Source organism: Cohnella phaseoli (assembly GCF_003386235.1).
In the GTDB taxonomy this organism is placed as follows: domain Bacteria; phylum Bacillota; class Bacilli; order Paenibacillales; family Paenibacillaceae; genus Cohnella; species Cohnella phaseoli.
Map to the genome: position 1 here is coordinate 177,145 of NZ_QRDZ01000006.1, position 17,866 is coordinate 195,010.

Annotated in this window: 13 protein-coding genes; 11 read left to right on the forward strand and 2 right to left on the reverse strand. The window is 55.8% G+C overall.

Annotated elements, in window-relative coordinates:
• The first annotated feature begins 1,698 nt into the window (after positions 1-1,698).
• Both DFP98_RS39710 and DFP98_RS09970 read left to right on the forward strand, forming a co-directional pair.
• A complete protein-coding gene (locus DFP98_RS39710; protein WP_246016478.1) occupies positions 1,699-2,064 on the forward strand; it encodes a hypothetical protein in 366 nt (121 codons plus the stop codon).
• A 127-nt stretch (positions 2,065-2,191) separates the two neighbouring features.
• Positions 2,192-3,262 (forward strand): glycosyltransferase, encoded by a 1,071-nt coding sequence (locus tag DFP98_RS09970; RefSeq protein ID WP_116060432.1) that lies wholly within the window; start codon positions 2,192-2,194, stop codon positions 3,260-3,262.
• An 88-nt stretch (positions 3,263-3,350) separates the two neighbouring features.
• Here the strand turns inward: DFP98_RS09970 and DFP98_RS09975 are convergent, their stop codons facing one another.
• Entirely contained in the window at positions 3,351-4,145 is a 795-nt protein-coding gene (locus DFP98_RS09975) for an FkbM family methyltransferase (RefSeq protein WP_116060433.1), read from the reverse strand.
• A gap of 212 nt (positions 4,146-4,357) precedes the next feature.
• On the opposite strand from DFP98_RS09975, the gene DFP98_RS09980 reads away from it, so the two are divergent.
• The 5 genes from DFP98_RS09980 to DFP98_RS10000 all read left to right on the forward strand — a co-directional run bounded on the left by DFP98_RS09980 (position 4,358) and on the right by DFP98_RS10000 (position 10,517).
• Positions 4,358-5,632 (forward strand): M48 family metallopeptidase, encoded by a 1,275-nt coding sequence (locus tag DFP98_RS09980; protein ID WP_116060434.1) that lies wholly within the window; start codon positions 4,358-4,360, stop codon positions 5,630-5,632.
• Positions 5,610-6,374, forward strand: coding sequence for a hypothetical protein (locus DFP98_RS09985; protein WP_147310158.1), 765 nt, complete (start codon positions 5,610-5,612; stop codon positions 6,372-6,374). Before DFP98_RS09980 ends, DFP98_RS09985 begins: the two co-directional genes overlap by 23 nt.
• Positions 6,375-6,464: 90 nt before the next feature.
• Positions 6,465-8,774 (forward strand): glycoside hydrolase family 65 protein, encoded by a 2,310-nt coding sequence (locus DFP98_RS09990; protein ID WP_116060531.1) that lies wholly within the window; start codon positions 6,465-6,467, stop codon positions 8,772-8,774.
• Positions 8,767-9,399 (forward strand): beta-phosphoglucomutase, encoded by a 633-nt coding sequence (gene pgmB / locus DFP98_RS09995; protein WP_425455528.1) that lies wholly within the window; start codon positions 8,767-8,769, stop codon positions 9,397-9,399. The genes DFP98_RS09990 and pgmB overlap by 8 nt, the downstream gene beginning before the upstream one ends.
• A 125-nt stretch (positions 9,400-9,524) precedes the next feature.
• Entirely contained in the window at positions 9,525-10,517 is a 993-nt protein-coding gene (locus tag DFP98_RS10000) for an aldose 1-epimerase (protein ID WP_116060437.1), read from the forward strand.
• A 103-nt stretch (positions 10,518-10,620) separates the two neighbouring features.
• On the opposite strand, the gene DFP98_RS10005 is transcribed toward DFP98_RS10000, so the two are convergent.
• Positions 10,621-12,585, reverse strand: coding sequence for a methyl-accepting chemotaxis protein (locus DFP98_RS10005; protein ID WP_116060438.1), 1,965 nt, complete (start codon positions 12,583-12,585; stop codon positions 10,621-10,623).
• 195 nt (positions 12,586-12,780) lie between these two features.
• Between DFP98_RS10005 and DFP98_RS10010 the strand changes: the two genes are divergently transcribed.
• The 4 genes from DFP98_RS10010 (at position 12,781) to DFP98_RS10025 (ending at position 17,832) form a co-directional block, all read left to right on the forward strand.
• Positions 12,781-14,622: a sensor histidine kinase gene (locus DFP98_RS10010; protein ID WP_116060439.1), complete on the forward strand. Its 1,842-nt coding sequence runs from the start codon at positions 12,781-12,783 to the stop codon at positions 14,620-14,622.
• Positions 14,615-15,934, forward strand: a complete 1,320-nt coding sequence (locus tag DFP98_RS10015) for a response regulator transcription factor (protein ID WP_116060440.1) — start codon at positions 14,615-14,617, stop codon at positions 15,932-15,934. The genes DFP98_RS10010 and DFP98_RS10015 overlap by 8 nt, the downstream gene beginning before the upstream one ends.
• A 98-nt stretch (positions 15,935-16,032) precedes the next feature.
• Complete coding sequence (locus tag DFP98_RS10020) at positions 16,033-16,956, forward strand: carbohydrate ABC transporter permease (protein WP_116060441.1); 924 nt, start codon at positions 16,033-16,035, stop codon at positions 16,954-16,956.
• Between the two features lie 3 nt (positions 16,957-16,959).
• Positions 16,960-17,832, forward strand: coding sequence for a carbohydrate ABC transporter permease (locus DFP98_RS10025; protein WP_116060442.1), 873 nt, complete (start codon positions 16,960-16,962; stop codon positions 17,830-17,832).
• Positions 17,833-17,866 lie beyond the last annotated feature (34 nt).

Sequence of the window (17,866 nt, forward strand, 5' to 3'; positions counted from 1 at the left end):
ACGGGATCAACGGGCCCGACAGGAGCGACAGGTCCAGCAGGAGCCACCGGCGCAACAGGAGCTACAGGTCCGACAGGAGCAACCGGTCCAACAGGTACAACTGGCCCGACTGGAGTAACCGGTCCGACAGGAGCAACAGGTCCGACAGGTCCGACAGGTCCGGCGGGGGTGACAGGCCCAACAGGAGTAGGAGTAACGGGTCCAACAGGAGCTGCAGGCTCGACCGGAGTAACCGGCCCGACAGGAGCCACCGGTCCAACAGGTACAACTGGCCCGACTGGAGCAACCGGTCCAACGGGTGCAACAGGCCCGACGGGAGCAACTGGTGAGGCAGGTGTAACAGGCCCAACAGGAGCAACTGGTCCAACGGGAGCGACCGGTCCAGCGGGAGCCACTGGTCCGACAGGAGCAATCGGTCCGACGGGAGCGACAGGCCCAACAGGAGCGACAGGCCCAACGGGAGTAACCGGTCCGACAGGAGCCACCGGTCCAACGGGAGCAACAGGCCCGACGGGAGCGACAGGCCCAACAGGAGCAACCGGTCCAACGGGTGCAACAGGCCCGACAGGAGCGACAGGCCCAACAGGAGCAACAGGTCCTACGGGTGTAACAGGCCTAACAGGAGCAACTGGCCCAACGGGAGCGACCGGTCCAGCGGGAGCCACTGGTCCGACAGGAGCAATCGGTCCGACGGGAGCGACAGGTCCTACGGGTGTAACAGGTCCAACAGGAGCGACAGGACCAACGGGAGTAACCGGTCCAACAGGTCCAACCGGTTCAATGGGAGCCACTGGTCCGACAGGAGCAATCGGTCCGACGGGAGCGACAGGTCCTACGGGTGTAACAGGTCCAACAGGAGCGACAGGTCCTACGGGTGTAACAGGTCCAACAGGAGCGACAGGCCCAACGGGAGCCACTGGTGAGGCAGGTGTAACAGGCCCAACAGGAGCAACTGGCCCAACGGGAGCCACCGGTCCAACAGGTACAACTGGCCCGACAGGGGTAACCGGTCCGACTGGAGCGATAGGACCAACGGGAACCACTGGTCCGACAGGAGCAACAGGAGCAACAGGCTCAACAGGTCCAACCGGTTCGACGGGTGCGACAGGTCCAACAGGAGCAACTGGCCCAACGGGAGCAACTGGCCCGACAGGAACAATCGGTCCGACAGGAGCGACAGGCCCAACGGGAGCGACAGGTCCAACGGGTGTAACAGGCCCGACAGGAGCAACTGGTGAGGCTGGTGTAACAGGCCCAACAGGCCCAACAGGAGTCATCGGTCCAACGGGTGCAACCGGCTCGACCGGAGTAACAGGCCCAACGGGAGCGACAGGCCCAACAGGAGCAACAGGTCCTACGGGTGTAACAGGCCTAACAGGAGCAACTGGCCCAACGGGAGCGACAGGTCCAACAGGAGCCACTGGCCCGACAGGAGCAACAGGTCCAACGGGAGCAACCGGTCCAACGGGAGCAACCGGTCCGACAGGAGCGACAGGCCCGACAGGAGCAACAGGTCCAACGGGTGTAACCGGTCCGACGGGAGCGACAGGCCCAACCGGTGTAACAGGCGCGACAGGAGCCACAGGTCCAACCGGTCCAACCGGCCCAACAGGCCCAACTGGTCCAACCGGTCCAACCGGCCCAACAGGCCCAACTGGCCCGCTGCCTGAACTGTTTGCAACCGGAGCCGCCGGAACGTTGTCATTGTCCAATAATACTCCGCTATCGACCATGACAGTGAACAACGTGCCTGTAACCGCTGCGGATAATGTGAAAATCGATTATGCGATTCAGGTAAACTCGGTCATCACTCTAGGGCTTGTGAACCTGACGGTCACGCTTGAATTGCAAAGGGACGGCACGCCTGTTCAAACGATTCAGTACGCAAGCGCAGGTCTCGCCATAGGCAGCCAGATCCAACCGATCAGTTATACGTTTGTCGATAATCCGCCGAGCACCGCTACGGTTGATTACTCCGTTCAAGTCACATACTCGGCAACGGGACTCGGAGCGGCAGCCGTTACGGTAAGCAACAGATATATGAACGTCGCAAATTTCCAGTAATCCGATAGCCCTCAACCGACAAGCAGGATATGCCTTTCTCTTTCCCGGAAGCATATCCTGTCTTTGCCGTTTGGCCTGACCGCCAGACTGAAAAAATTTTTCTCGATGCGAAAGGGGAAATTATACGGTGGTTTCAATCAGCCTCTGCATGATCGTCAAGAACGAGGAAGCCGTGCTGGCCCGCTGTCTGGAATCCGTATGCGATCTGGTCGACGAGGTCAATATCGTCGATACCGGATCGACCGATCAGACGGTTGCCATCGCCCGCCGATACACGGATCGGGTATTTTTCTACGAGTGGACCGGTAACTTCGCCGCAGCCCGCAGCGCCTCCTTTTCCTATGCGACCAAAGAATACATCCTTTACATGGATGCCGATGACGTCATTCTTGAGGAAGACCGCCATAAATTCAAGAAACTTAAAGAGATGCTGGATCCGGCGGTCGACTCGGTGTCGATGTTCTATAATGCGGGGGAGGACAGCTTCGGCAACGTCACTCTGAGATATCGCCGAAACAGGCTAATTAAACGATCCCGAGATTTTCAATGGAAGGGAGATTGCCATAACTATTTGGAAGTCACGGGGCTGATCGTTAATTCCGATATCGCGATTACCCATCGCAAGATCAAGCATTCCGTCAGCAGAAATTTGAATATTTATAAAATGAAGCTTGAACGGGGAGATCCCTTTACCGCGCGCGATTATTTTTACTACGGGAACGAGCTGAAGGATAACCGGCACTATGCGGAAGCGATCGAGAGCTACAAGAGGAATATCGAGCTTAATACGGGGTGGGTCGAGGATAAAATTAACGCCTGCATTAACATGGCAGACTGTTACCGGTACTTAAACGATCAAGATAATGAATTAACGGCGCTGTTTCAATCGTTTCGGTTCGACAGTCCCCGGCCTGAAGCGCTAAGCCGGATAGGCGATCAATTCAAACGCCGGCAAGTGTACAGGACGGCGGCCTACTGGTATGAACAGGCGATCCGGATTCCTGAAAACAATACCCAGTGGAGCTTCAGCTACCCAGCGTACCGGACATGGTATCCGAACTTGCAGCTATGCGTTTGTTATTATTATCTCGGGGATTTGGATGCCGCTTATCGTCACAACGAGGAAGCGCGCAAATATCGGCCTCAAGATCCGCACGTGCTTCACAATAAGCAATTGCTGGAAGCGAAGCGAGCCTGAACGGCCGCTCTTTAAACAACGAATAACCGCGCGGAAAGCATACGTTCAGCTTTCTGCGCGGCTTCCTGTTCTTTGTCAGTGTCGCCGATTACTTCAGCAGATCGAACAGGTCCCTTCGGGACAGCAGCATGAGATCGTTGCAGCCTTTGTCCAGCGCGAAGTACTTGGGCACCTCGTTGACGGGATCGGTAAATTCGATGAGCTGACCGCGCCTGTTTACCGTACAGACGACGAAACTCTGTTTCAGATAGAAGAGAAACTCTGCTGTATCGATATTTTTGCTGTGCAGGTAAGCGAAATTGAATTCGATACATCCGACGACCGTTCCGCATTGCGTCAGCAGTCTTTTCATGCCGCGCAGAGCATGCCACTCGTAGCCTTCGATATCCATTTTGAATAGCAACGTGTCCCGATTAACGTCTCTGTCCTTGAAAATGCTGTCAATTGTCGTCGTGGGAAGCTCCACTTGCCGCGAAGATTTGGAGTATTCGGGATGAGCCGACGATAATCCGGAATGAAGCTTGTTGACGAAGAAGGAAGCTTTCTCCCTATCCTCGTCGGATACGAGCGCGTGCACAATCTGAATTTGCGAGGCATTCGGATGCTCCTCGATAGAGCGGCCCAAATAGGGCAGCAGCATTTCGTTAGCCTCGATTGCCGCGATAACGGTATCGACCGGATATTCCGAGGACAGGAGGACTTCACCGTAGTTAACGCCCGCATCCACGACAAGCGAGGGTTTGAGCGCGTTAACGGAATGCCTCCAGAAATTCGTGACTCGCGGCTGGGACAAGCCGCTGAATCTGATCATCCGGCCGCCTCGTCGGTCTTTCGGATTGACGTACATGACGCGGTCGGTGCCGCGTATAGAAACTTGGTACAAGACGAGATCGCACCTCCCTGAAGTTTCTAGAATTTATTTAGCGCTTTGGACTAGCATATTCAGGAATGAAGCGATGGGAGTGGACAAGTTGAAGGGAAGGAATGACTATTTACGAAAAGCGGGTTATGGCCGAGCGGTTATCCAACAGTAGGAAATGTTATAATCTTCATATCGGCAATTGAAGGCTCGAGCCGGGGCGAAGGAGGGAAAAGATGAGTTTTCGCAGACATTCCGCTTTCTTGAAGTATTCGCTTCTCTTTATCGGGTATGGGATCGCAGTTGCTCTATACGTGTGGTACACGATGCCGAATCAGGTTCCGGAGGCGTACCGGGGTACGGCTGCCGATCCTACGACGTTTTTTACCTCACACCAGCTTAGGAACAGCGAATGGTTAAATGCGGCCCGCAATTGGATTTTCTTCATGAGCGGTCCGTGGGAATGGCTGGTCTATTTCATGATGCTGGCAAGCGGACTTGCGCGTCGCTGGAGAGTGATGCTTGAAGAACGCGGGCTTCCGATTTACATACGTTTTCCTCTCTATGTGCTGATGGTCCAGGGGTCCGCTTACTTGCTCTATTTTCCCCTGCGGGTTATCGGCTACAACTTATCGAAGGCCTACGGCATCTCGACTCAGTCGGTGGAAGGATGGCTGAGAGACAAACTGATCGCGTTCGGGATCGGTTATGCGACGATGTTGGCCGTATCCGTAGTCGCGTTCTGGATCGTCTCCCGGGGCGGACGATGGTGGCTGAAGCTGTGGCTGCTGTCCGTTCCGTTCACCTTGTTCATGATGTACGTACAGCCGGTCGTGATCGATCCGCTGTACAGCAATTTTACTCGTCTGTCCGATCCGAAGCTGGAAGCGGCCATTCTAGAGCTTGCGGATAAAGCGGACATTTCCGCGCATCGGGTATACGAGGTGGACATGTCCGAGAAAACGAACGCTTTGAACGCGTACGTCAACGGCATCGGTTCTTCGCTGCGAATCGTGCTGTGGGATACGACGCTGCAGCGGTTGGACGAACCGGAGATTTTACTGATCATGGCGCACGAAATGGGGCATTACGTCATGCATCATCTGGAATGGAGCGCCGTGGGCGCTGTCGGCTCCTCGTTCGTGCTGCTCGCGATCGGGGGCTGGATTTACCGGGTGGCGATCCGTAATCGGGGCAGCCGCTGGGGGATTCGGTCGCTGTCGGATATGAATGCGCTGCCGCTTGCGCTGCTGATCGTCTCGATGATTTCCTTCGCATCGCTTCCGCTGTCGAACTACGTGTCAAGACAAGCGGAGACGGCCGCCGACCGGTATGCGGTGGAATTGATCGGAAGCGCGGAAGGGTCGGTGACGATGAATCAGAAGATGGCGGTGGCTGCGCTGAGCGACATCAATCCGCCTCTGCTGGTCAAGTGGTTCAGGGACACCCATCCTTCCGATATGGAAAGGATCGTCTATGCGGACAATTATGAGCGAACACGCGGAAAATAAAGTCGAACTATACTTGTTGGCAGGATTGGCGACGGCTCCTCTCTTTATGGAGGATTTGCGGCTTGCGCTGGAACGAAGGCTGCGTTATGCGGCGTTGCCCGGGCAGGCGGGAGCGGTCGGCGGGGCCGAGATACGATCCTGTCTGCTGTATCCTTACGGAGACTGGAGTCGTAACGTGCTTGCGCAGCTCTGGGAGATCCGGGCGGATATGAGGCGAAGAGAAGGCAAGCTCGATCGTTCAATCGGAGGCGGCAGGACGCTGGCAGAGATTCGGCGCGAACGAGGCAAGGCTGACATAGCGGGCACAGTCGGAACGACGGTGCTTGTCGGTCACAGCGGGGGCGGCATTGCCGCCGTCCACGCCGCTGCGACGCTGATGGCGAGCGGGGCAAGCGCGTCCTGCTTTGCGGTTAAAATCGGCTCACCCAGGTGCCGCATTCCTGAGCGATTAAAGCATCGCGTGCTTTCGATCCATGCGGAAGGTAGATGGAAGGGAGACTCCTTCAGGCGATCGCCGGACATCGTTTCTCGCATCGGCTCCTACGGAGGCTGGGGCATAAACCGGTCGCTGCCCGTCTGGCGCAAGGACAAGCATGCCCCGGCAAGCTGGATCGGCGTGCCGATCGTCGGCAAACACCCGGACTATTTTCGAAATCGGCCCCCTTATTTCAATGCGGACGGGAAATCGAACCTCGACTTGATCGTCGAAGCGATTGCAGCTTGGTTAAGTGCATTGAAATAAGCATCATTTCGATAGTTTCGCTCATTTTGGCTCCTAACGTCCGGCTTCATAATGGAAGGTACATTCGAAGTCGAAGGCGAGGGAGCTTATTTGAGCTGGATTGTGGAAGAGACGGGATTCGATCCGGGCAGGATCGCGACCAATGGCAACAAATATATGCTGGGCAACGGAGCTATAGGTTACAGGGGAACTTTGGAGGAGTTCGAGAGGGAGCAGTTAACGGCCTGCACGCTGGCCGGCCTATACGACAAAGTCGGCGACCTGTGGAGGGAGCCTGTGAATGCGCCGAACGGACTGTCTACGCGGTATTACAGCGGGGACGAACCGCTCGGCTTGTTGTCGTCGGCTTATGAATCGCACGGGCAATCGCTGAATATGCGCAATGCGACGTTTTGTCGAGAAACGGTATTCGCAAGCTTAGGAGGCAGCCGGGTCGAGGTTCGCTCCCAGAGATTCGTCAGCATGAAGCGGCTTGACCTGTTGCTGATGAAGATGGAGCTGCGAGTTTCGGAGGATGGCGAGTTTACGGTGCTTACGGGCATCGACGGCGAAGTGTGGGATATTAACGGACCCCATCTGGAGGACTCCGAGACAGTCTCTGCCGGCGGCATCGTGGCCGTATCTGCAGTAACGCACGAATTGCGCAGGGCGGTCGTCGTCGCCGAGACCGTCAGGTGGGAAAAGGCTCCCCAGTCGGAGCAGCTTGAACGGAAAGGCTCGTCAATCTATAGAAGGGCAACGTTCTTGGGCAAGGCGGGAGAGACATATTCTTTTACGAAATACGTTAGCGTCGTTACCGGCGATGACCGTCAAACCGCGTTGGCGCAAGCGGTGAGCCGGACTCTGGGCGCGGCGGAATCGACATACGAGGATCATCTTTGCGAGCACGAAGCGGAATGGGAGAACAAATGGGAGGAATCCGACGTAACGATTGAAGGGGACGAGGCAGCGCAGTTCGCGCTGCGCTACAGTCTGTACCAGCTGCATATCATCGCGCCGACGCATTCCGAGAAATTGTCGATCCCCGCTCGCGGATTGTCCGGTCAAGTATATAAAGGCGCTGTGTTTTGGGATACGGAAATGTTTATGCTGCCGTTTTTTCTGTACAGTCAACCGGATGTCGCCCGCAATCTGGTCATGTATCGGGTGCATACGTTGGAGGGCGCCCGCAGGAAGGCGCAGGAGTATGGGTACCGCGGCGCCTTCTATGCTTGGGAGAGCCAGGAGACGGGCGACGACGCCTGTACGCTGTTTAATGTGACCGATGTGTTTACGAACCGTCCGATGCGGACGTATTTTCGCGATAAGCAGATCCATATTAGCGCGGACGCCGCTTACGGCATCTGGCAGTATTACGAGTATACCGGAGACGAAAGCGTACTGCTGGACGGCGGGGCGGAGGCGATTCTCGAATGCGCTCGCTTTTTCTATTCGTATTCCTACTATAAAAAGGAGAAAATGCGGTACGAACTGCTCGACGTTACCGGACCGGACGAATATCATGAGCGAGTCGGCAACAATGCGTTCACGAATGCGATGGCCAAGCGAACGATCGGCATTGCGCTGGCGACGTTGGAGTTGCTGGAAGCGAAGTACCCGGAGGCATATCGCGAATTGGTCGATAAGCTGAACGATATCGACGATTTGGCCGCATTGAGCCATATGCACGACGAGCTGTACGTTCCGAGCCCCGACCCAAGAACGGGAATTATCGAGCAGTTTGACGGTTATCTGAAACTGGAGGACGTCGATCTCCCGACGTTAAAGTCGAGAGTGCTGGACAAAAACGAATATTTGGGCGGCAGCAGCGGGCTGGCGACAACGACGCAGATTTTGAAGCAGGCCGACGTCGTGCTGATGCTCCATCTGCTGAAGGACGATTATTCGCTGGAGGCGAAGCGGGCGAACTGGGAGTATTACGAGCCGAGGACGGAACACGGTTCCAGCCTCAGCTCCTGTATCTACGCGTTGGTCGCGTCGGACATCGGGGCGCCGGATTGGGCCTACCGCTACTTTATGAAGACGGCGACGATCGACTTGACAGGCGAATCCAAGCAGTATGTCGGGACGCTATATATCGGCGGAACGCACCCGGCTGCGAACGGAGGCGCATGGATGGCCGCCGTACTCGGCTTTGCCGGGGTGCGTTTGCACCGCGGGGCTCTGGTGGTGAAACCTGCGCTGCCGCAAGGGTGGTCGTCGATTTCGCTGCCGATGCGCGTTAAAGATCAGCGTCTGTTCGTTACCGTAACGCCGACAGAGGTCATTGTCCGCGCCGCTGCCGCAAACCGTTCATCCCTGCCGATTCGCGTCGGAGAGGAAGAGCGCGAGGCGGAACCGGGAAGCGAGTTGACTTTCCGCTACGGCAGCTCGGAAAGGGGGGACGGACTTGCTGGATAATTTCAAGGGCGCGCTGTTTGATCTGGACGGAGTGCTGGTGGATACGGCGAAGTACCATTATCTTGCGTGGAAGCGGTTTGCCGAGCAATTGGGCTTCGAATTTACGGAAGCCGACAATGAGCGACTGAAGGGCGTCAGCCGGACGAGATCGCTGGAAATTGTGCTGGAGGTTGGTGGAATTACGCTAACGGAAGAGGAGAAGCTGAGGCTGGCCGAGGAGAAAAACGAAAGATATTTACAGTACATTCGCCGGATGGACGAAGCCGAGCTGCTCCCCGGAGCCAAGGAGTACTTGCATAAGCTAAGAGCGAGAGGCATTAAAATAGCGCTCGGCTCCGCAAGCAAAAACGCGGCGTTTATCCTGGACAGAGTGGGCATCGCGAGGCTGTTCGACGCGATTGTCGACGGGACGAAGGTATCCCGCGCCAAGCCCGATCCGGAGGTGTTTGTCGTCGGCTGCAAGGAGCTTGGGCTGGAGCCGGCCGATTGCGTCGTGTTCGAGGACGCCGAGGCCGGCGTTCAGGCCGCGCTTGCCGCGGGCATGCGCGTCGTCGGAATCGGCCGAGCGGACATTCTCCGCGCGGCGAATCTGGTCGTGCGCGGCTTGGACGAATTGGTCGGCTAGGGCGTGTATGCAAACCCGCTCAACATCTGCTGCCCTCGGAGTATGCATACACGCCTTAGGTTGACGCCCAGGCTTGCCGCTTATATACTCGATTACAATGACTATTTTTCGGAGGGATAAGCGGCATGACGCAGCATGAGGCAAAGCTGGGCAAGTTTGAGAGCGAACAGGCGATCTTTTTGAAATATGGAAAATATTCGGCAATCGTATTGCCAGGAATCGGCGGCAATCTGATTTCCTTCAGGGACGACGACCGGGGATTTCGGTTTATTCGCGAGCCCGAGGCGGGAGATTGGGCAGCATTCGTCGAGCGTCCGTGGGTGCACGGAGTTCCCGTGCTGTTCCCGCCGAACCGCTACGATGCCGGAGCGTTCGAATTCGACGGACGTACATACAATTTTCCGGTGAACGAGCCGTCGACCGGCAACCATCTGCACGGCTTTGTTTACAGCTCCAAATGGGAGCTAGTCGACTATGGCAGCTCGGAGGAGAAGAGCTTTGCGATCGTTCGGCTGCGCTTTGACGAGAAGGAGCCCGGCTATGCGTTTTTCCCGCATCGGGTAACGCTGGAGATGACGTTTACGTTGACGGACGCCGGACTCTCGCACCGTTTCGATGCGACGAACGAGAGCGAAGAAGCGATTCCGTTTATGCTGGGCTTCCATACGACGGTTAACGCGCCGTTCGTGCAAGGCAGCCTGGTGCAGGACTTGGAGTGCGGCTTTTCCTTCGGCGAGCGTTGGGAGCTGAATGAACGGATGCTGCCGACCGGCAAGCTGCTGCCTCTGGACGAAGGAGAGCGGCAATTGCGCGAAGGAAAGGGCAATCCTTACTTCGCGTCGATGGACAACCACTACACGGCGGCGAACGAGAACGGAAGCAACGCCATGACGCTATACGACCGTCGCGCGGACGCACGCTTCGTCTACGAGGTCGGCGACGCCTACAAGCATTGGATGGTGTACAACGGGGAAGCGAGCGGCAGCTTCTTCTGCCCGGAGCCGCAGACCGGCATGGTGAACGCGCCGAACGTCGACCTGCCTGCGGAGCAAACCGGCCTGATCCGCCTTGAGCCGGGTCAGAGCTGGAGCGCAATCAGCCGGATGTATTCCGAATAAAAGTTAGAGCAACGTTCGTTAAACGAATCCCGCAACTGCAAAAAAGGTATCCCCGGTCGCGTACTGACGCCCGGGGATACCTTTTATTGTACAACCGATAGTTTCAGACCTTCCTGAACCCGCTCAACGTGGACTGCAGCGCCGAGGACAGCATCTCAAGCTCCTTGGCTACGTCGACGACCTCGCGGCTCGATTCAAGCTGTCCTGCGCTAAGCGCCGCGACTTGCTCGGAGGTGGCCGAGGCCTGACGAGAGAAGCTGCCCACGTTGGAGATCGAGCCGTTTAGCTCACCCTGCTTGCGTTCCAGCAGCTCGATATTTTGCTTGATTCGTTCGGCGCGTTCGATGAACGCCTCCGATTTCTCGTGCACTTTGGCGAAGAGGCCGTCCGCCGTCTTGATCGAGCCGATCTGGTATTGCAGCAGCGGCAGGGCGAGCCTAAGCGCTTCGACGGCTTGGCCCACCTCCTCGCGAATCGCCTCCGCCAACTCTCCGACCTGCGCCAGAGAGAGCCGGGATTGGTCGGACAGACGTCCCATTTCCCCGGCGATGACTTTAAACCCGCCGCTCGCCTGCGCGCTTCGAGACGCTTCAATGCCGGCGTTCAGGGACAAAATTTTTGTGTTTTGGGCCATCCGGTTCATCAGGTCGACGATGTTACGCATTTCTCCCGTGTTTGTCTCAAGATTGGAGATCCGTTTCACGAGTCTGTCGATGGAGGCTTCGGATTCCATCGTCGAGCGTACGATGTCGCTCATAAATGCATTGCCATCTGAGCAGGCGTCCTTGACTTCAGCGGAAGCGCGTCCGATCTCGTTCGTCGCGTCCACGACGGCGGTCAAATCCTCTTGCATCGAGGAGACGAGGCGACGCGATTGGTCCGCTTCGGCGGCAAGCTGAGCGGAGCCTTGCGTAATTTCCTCAGTAGCCGCGGAGATTTCGCCGGAAGCCGCCGCCGTGCCCCGGGAGACCAGCAGCAAGCCGGACGCGGTATCCAGCACCCGATCCGCGGACTGCCTAGTCTGCTCGATCAGTCGCTTCATGCGCTCCATCATCGTATCGAAGCTGGCCGCAACCTCCCCGATTTCGTCGTTTCTGCGCAAGCCAAGCCGCGCATCCAGATTGCCGTCTGCGGCTTCGTTCAGCAGGTTGCGCATCCGCAGCAGCGGCTTGCCGATATGAAGCAGCATCAGATAGCCGATCGCAACCGCGACGACGGCGGCCGCAGCGCACACCAGCAGTGTTACGTTCCGAATCGACTTCGTTTCCGATACCAGTTCGCGGAGCGGCACGATGCCGGTCAGCGTCCATCCGGTTTTTTTCAGCGGCTCGGAGACGATGAGCAGATCGGACGACGCAGCTGCCGGATCCAACGTCTGTCCGGTCTCTGCGGATTGCGATGAGAGCATAACCTTCCCGTCTTCTCCGGTTAACATCATGCCCGAGCTTTCGCTGAAGCGGATCGTTTCCAGCGTTTGCGACAGCAGGGCGGCGTCGATCTCGAACACGATAAGGTAGCCGCCGATCATTCGGGACAGCCCGAACAGATTGCCTTTGGCCAAGCCTGTATAGCCGTCCTTCGCCATGGGCAGCCATAGGGCTGTCCCTTTCATGCCCGTAACCTTGCCGTACCATGCGGAATCCCGGTCTATCCGAATCAGGCCGGCGGATACGGACGAGATCGTCTTGTTTTCATCGGCGGAATCGAACAAGGAAATTGCCTTAATATGCGAGTTCGTGCGGGCGATCTGATTCAGCGCGTCTTGAATCGACATTTTCGCCTTCATGCCGTCGGCGGGGTCCGCCGTCTCGTCGAAGACGGCAGCAAGCTGCTGCTGCAGTTCGCGGCTCGTCGAAAATTGGAGAGACATATCCTCGAACTGCTTGAGCATCAGGCCGATTTTCTCCCCCGCTTCTCTTACGGTCGTCTGTGAGAGAGCTTTCATTTTACCCTCGATGATGGTCTGGGACTTGCCATAGGAGATCATTCCGACAAGGAGAACGGACAGGAACGTCGAAACAAAAAATAAGATGAGCAATTTTGCCCCTACTGAACGCAGCAAATGCATGAAGGCGCCTCCCCCGGATTTGTCTCATAGGTCTACAGACGGAATACGTATTATTAATTGTAAAGGCTTACGCGAGCCTGATAATGTGTTATTCTACGAAAACTAGGCGCTCTTGTACGACATTGGCTCGTTAGTCTCCGCGAGAGTCGGCTGGCGTGCCATAATTGAAATGGACCGATCGTTGGAGGGATAGCCGTGCGCTTAAAATTAACGAATCCTCTGACGAGGATGAACGTCAGGCAGCAGCTGATTTTGCTGTTCCTCATTTTAGTCAGTCCCGTCATCTTGCTGAATTGGTATGCCAACTCGAAAGCCGAGGCGATTTTGAAGGAGCATGTGACGAGCGCTTACGAAGAGCTGAACAAGCAAAATCATTTTCTGATCAACCGGGATATCGATACGATCAGTCGCATTATGACGACCATTATCCAAAATCCGACCACGCAGAGCATGATCAGCAAGAAGACGGACACGGAGTTCGACCGCGTCGTGAAGTACGGGGATATGAATACGCTGCTCGGCAACAATTCCGTCGGACTGTTCGGCGGAGAAGCGATCTATTATTTTCTGTTCGTCTACGATCCGCACAACAGCTATCCGTTCGCTCCGACCATTCCGGATATCAACCGCAGGAACAACGGCTCCTCCGTGTTTTTCTATTCCGAAGACACGAAGACGTCTTGGATCGAAGCGGCGTTGGCGGCGAAGGGCAAAGGCGTGCTGGCGCTGATCGACAATTTCGGACCGAAGGGGGACCAAATGACGCTGGCGTATCTTCGCGCAGTCAACAGCATTACGAACGGCCGAAGCGTCGTCGGGGTGCTCGTCGCTACGAAGATGGACAAGAAAATCGAAGAGGCGTTCCGTACGGTATCCTTGCCGGAGGGCGGACAACTGTATTTGACCGATTGGTCCGATCGCATCCTGGCGGCCACGACTCCGACGATGGGCGAGACGTTCCGCTTTCCGGACGCCCTTAAAACCGGGCAATCGATGGAGGAAACGCTCAGCGAGGTGACCGACGATTCGATCTACGTCGTCCATACGAAATATTCGCTGCAGCAGAAGCTCGTCTATACGATTCCTACGCAGTCGCTGCTGCAGCAGCAGAGCGCGCTGAAGAGGGTCATTCAGACGATCTCGATCGTATACTCGGTGTTCGCGATTGTCGTCATGATGTATTTCTGGAGATCGCTGATGAATCCGCTGCGCAAGCTGGCGATGTTCGCGAGGTCGCACGAGCCGGGCAAGCCGCTCTCCTCCTCTCCGTCCAAGGAGCGCAACGACGAGGTTGGCGTACTGATTCATTCCGTTCACAATATGGCGAACCGGATCAACGATATGATTCATGAACAATACTCTATGGAGATCAAGCAGAAGGAATCGCAGCTGCAGCTTCTCTACCAGCAGATCAATCCTCATCTGCTGTACAATACGTTGGAAAGCATTTATTGGAAGAGCTCTCTAGAAGGCAATACCGGCTCGGCCGAGATGATCAAGGAGCTGTCCAAGCTCATGAGAATCAGCTTAAGCCGGGGCAGGGAACTGATCACGATCGAGGAGGAGCTGGAGCATGCGCGGGCCTATACGAGTCTTCAGCAGAAGCGATACGAATACGGATTCACGATCCGGTGGGAGATCGAGGAGGAGACTTTGCCTTATCTGATTCCGAAGATCACCTTGCAGCCGTTAATCGAGAACGCGATTATCCATGGGGTTATCCATATGGGAGAGGACGGGGAGATTGTCGTCTCCGCGCGCTCCGACGGCGAGCTCATTCGGCTGTCCGTCGAGGACAACGGCTACAAGCCCGCCGACGTTGCGCGCATTAACCGACTGATTTCCGACGAGGAATCCGGAGCCGGCTACGGGATCAAAAACGTCAATAAAAGAATTCAGCTTCATTTTGGCAGCGAGTTCGGCCTGCGTTACGAGGCGAGGGAGCCGGAGGGCACCCGCGTCGACGCCACGATTCCGAAGCGGCTGGCCGAGGCTGCGGAGCAGCGTCAGGGAAGGGGAGACAACGCGGATGTATAATATTCTGATTGCGGACGACGAGCCGCTAATTTGCCGAGGACTGGCAAACCTGCTGGAATCTTCCGGATTAAATATCGAGAACATTTATACGGCCCATAACGGGTACGAAGCGCTGGATTATTTGAAAATGGAGTCGATCGACCTGCTTGTGACCGACATTCAGATGGGCGCGATGAGCGGTATCGAGCTAATGCAACAAGCGAAAATCGTCAAGCCCTGGGTTCAGGTCATCGTCATATCGGCGCATGAGACGTTTCAATATGCGCAGCTGGCGATGAGACTCGGGGCGCGGGATTATCTTATCAAGCCGATCAATAGCGAACAGCTGCTTAACTCCGTTCGGCACGTGCTGCTTCACATGGATCGGCCCGAGCAGAACCAGGCGGAGCTGATCGCGGATTTGCGCGAGCATTTTCGCATGGAGCAGCCCCAGCCGCAGCGCATGGAGACTCTCGATCGCCTCGTAAACGAGCCCGAATCTGCGAGGGAGCTGCTTCGGACGGCCCGAGAGCAGGGCGTCGATCTGAACGGCCCCTATTTCGCGATGCTCAAAATCCGGCTCGACTGCGAGAGCGAGGGCAGAAGCGTCGCCGACAAGGACGTTGTGCTGCTCCAATATGCCGTGCTTAATATCGTAAACGAGCTTCTCGACAAGGATTGGAGCCATCATTCCTTTTATTCCGCCAATCGCGACGTCAGCATCATCGTGCAGTGGGACGAGGCGTCCTACGGAGGCAGCAGCTCGGACAAAATCAATCAGCTGGAGATGATCGGACGCAGCCTGCATTTCAATATTCGCAAATATTTGGGCTTCCAGTGCGTCGTTGGCATTAGTCAGATTTTGAAGGGGCATGAGTTTCTGTCGGAGCTGAACGATCAGGTGGGCAAGGCGATCGTATGGAATCGTCAGCATCGGGACCATCATCTGTTTTTTTACGGAGATTTCAAGTGGGAGCTGACGACCGAGGACCCGACGGACGAGGAATTGGCCGCGCAAAACAACCTGATCGTCGAAAAGGTGAAGGAATACGTGCTCGCCAACTATGCGCAGAAGGGACTCACGCTGAACGAGGTCGCGCAGAGAAACCATGTCAGTCCGAATTATCTCAGCTATTTGTTCAAGAAATATATGGGAATCAATCTATGGGAATACGTGATCAAGCTCCGCATGGAGGAGAGCAAGCGGCTTATTCAGAAGACGGATCTGCGTCGATACGAAATTTCGGAGCGGGTCGGGTACGAATCTCCCGAGCATTTCAGTAAAATTTTCAAAAAGTATTTCGGAATGAGCCCCAGCGAAATGAAGAAGTAAGATTGCCCATGATCCGCATAGATACGCACCTGTTCACGCCTCATTCCTTTTCCTACAATTAGGCTTATCGATACTAAGGAAGGAATGAGGGAGACCTAATGAATCAAACAACCGCAGTTCCGGTCCGCTCCTTGGACACTCAGCCCAAGCGGCCTCCCGCCAAATGGAAAAAGCATCTGTGGGGCTACCTGTTTCTGATTCCTGCGATCGGCATTTTCTTCACGTTTCTGTGGCTGCCTATCGGCAAAGGGATCGTCTATAGCTTCTATCACATCGACTTCGTCAAAGGCGATACTTATGTCGGCTGGGACAATTACGCCCGAGTGCTGAAGGACCCGAACGTGCTCGTCTCGGTGAAAAATACGCTGTACTATATGGGCCTCGGGCTAGTAATCGGATTTTGGGTGCCGATTCTGTTCGCCATCGCGATCTCCGAGATGAGGAGATTTCAGGGCTTTGCGAGAATCGCCGCCTATTTGCCTTACGTCGTGCCGGTCGTTGTCCTGTACGGCTTGTGGAGATGGCTGTACGATCCGGTCGGCCCGATTAACGCCGTATTGACGAAAATCGGCTTCGATTCGGTGCTGTTCCTCACGGACAAGGCATGGTCGATGATCTCCATCGTCATTATGGAGACGTGGCAGAGCTTCGGTTCCGCTCTACTTATCTACATCGCCGCAATTTCGAGCATTCCGCGCGATTGGTACGAGGCGGCCGAAATCGACGGCGCGGGCATCTGGAAAAGAATTCGTTACATTACGCTTCCCGCCATCAAAAATCAAATCGTGCTGCTGTTCCTACTGCAGCTGATCGCAACCTCGCAAAACTTCCAGACGCATTACGCGGTGCTTGACGGGGGACCGAATAACGCGACGCTGACCTATGCGCTGCTGGTCATCCGCTATGCGTTCACCAGACAGGACTACGGCTCGGCTTCGGCGCTTGGCGTCCTGATGTTCCTTGTGCTCAGCGTGCTGGCCATACTCCAATACCGGATGTCAAGCGGCAAGGAGGAGGCGTAAGCGATGAAAGCGATCGAGAGAGGCATTATTTCGGATTACGATCTGAAAAGTCCGGGCAAACGCGCGATTTACTACGTGATGCTGCTTGTCGTGCTCGTCATGGTATGCACGATGCTGTATCCGATGCTCGTGATCTTCTTTAACGGCGTCAAGCTCAATACGGAGGTCAACTCGTTCCCGCCGACGTTTCTGCCCAGCGAGTGGCATTTCGAAAACTACAAGAAGGCATGGGGGTATATCAACCTTCCGCAATTCGCGAGGAATACGCTGTTTATTTTCGCCGGCAATATGGCTATGACCGTCATTGTCGTCGGGTTCGCGTCGTTCAGTCTCTCGCGCATGAACGTTCCATACAAGAAGGTCATTCAATATTTCTTCCTGCTGACGCTGTTTATTCCGCCGACGACGTATATCATTCCGAACTTCGTCAACTTGCGCGACCTCGGGCTGATGAATACGTTCTGGGCGCTGTGGCTGCCCGCTGGCGCGAACGCCTTCTTCCTGCTGCTGCTCAAAACGTTCTTCGACGGCATCAACATGGAGATGTTCGAGTCGGGCCGGATCGACGGCGCATCCGAGCCGCGTCTGTACTTCCAGATTGCGTTCCCGCTGTCGGTTCCGATCTTCGCTACGCTGGCGATTTTCGTCTTCTCGTCGGCGTGGAACGACTGGTATTGGCCATCGTTAATTCTATCAAGCGATCAACGATATCCGCTGGCAACGGCGATCTATAAATACGTCATCAACGTAAGGCGACTGGACTTGAATCTGCGGTTCGCGATTCTGTCGATGATTACGTTTCCGCCGGTGATCGTGTTCTTGATTTTCCAAAAATATATCGTCAGAGGGCTGCATATGGGCAGTGTGAAGGGTTGATTCCAGTTTCCAGGTATGCGTAAAACTGCACATC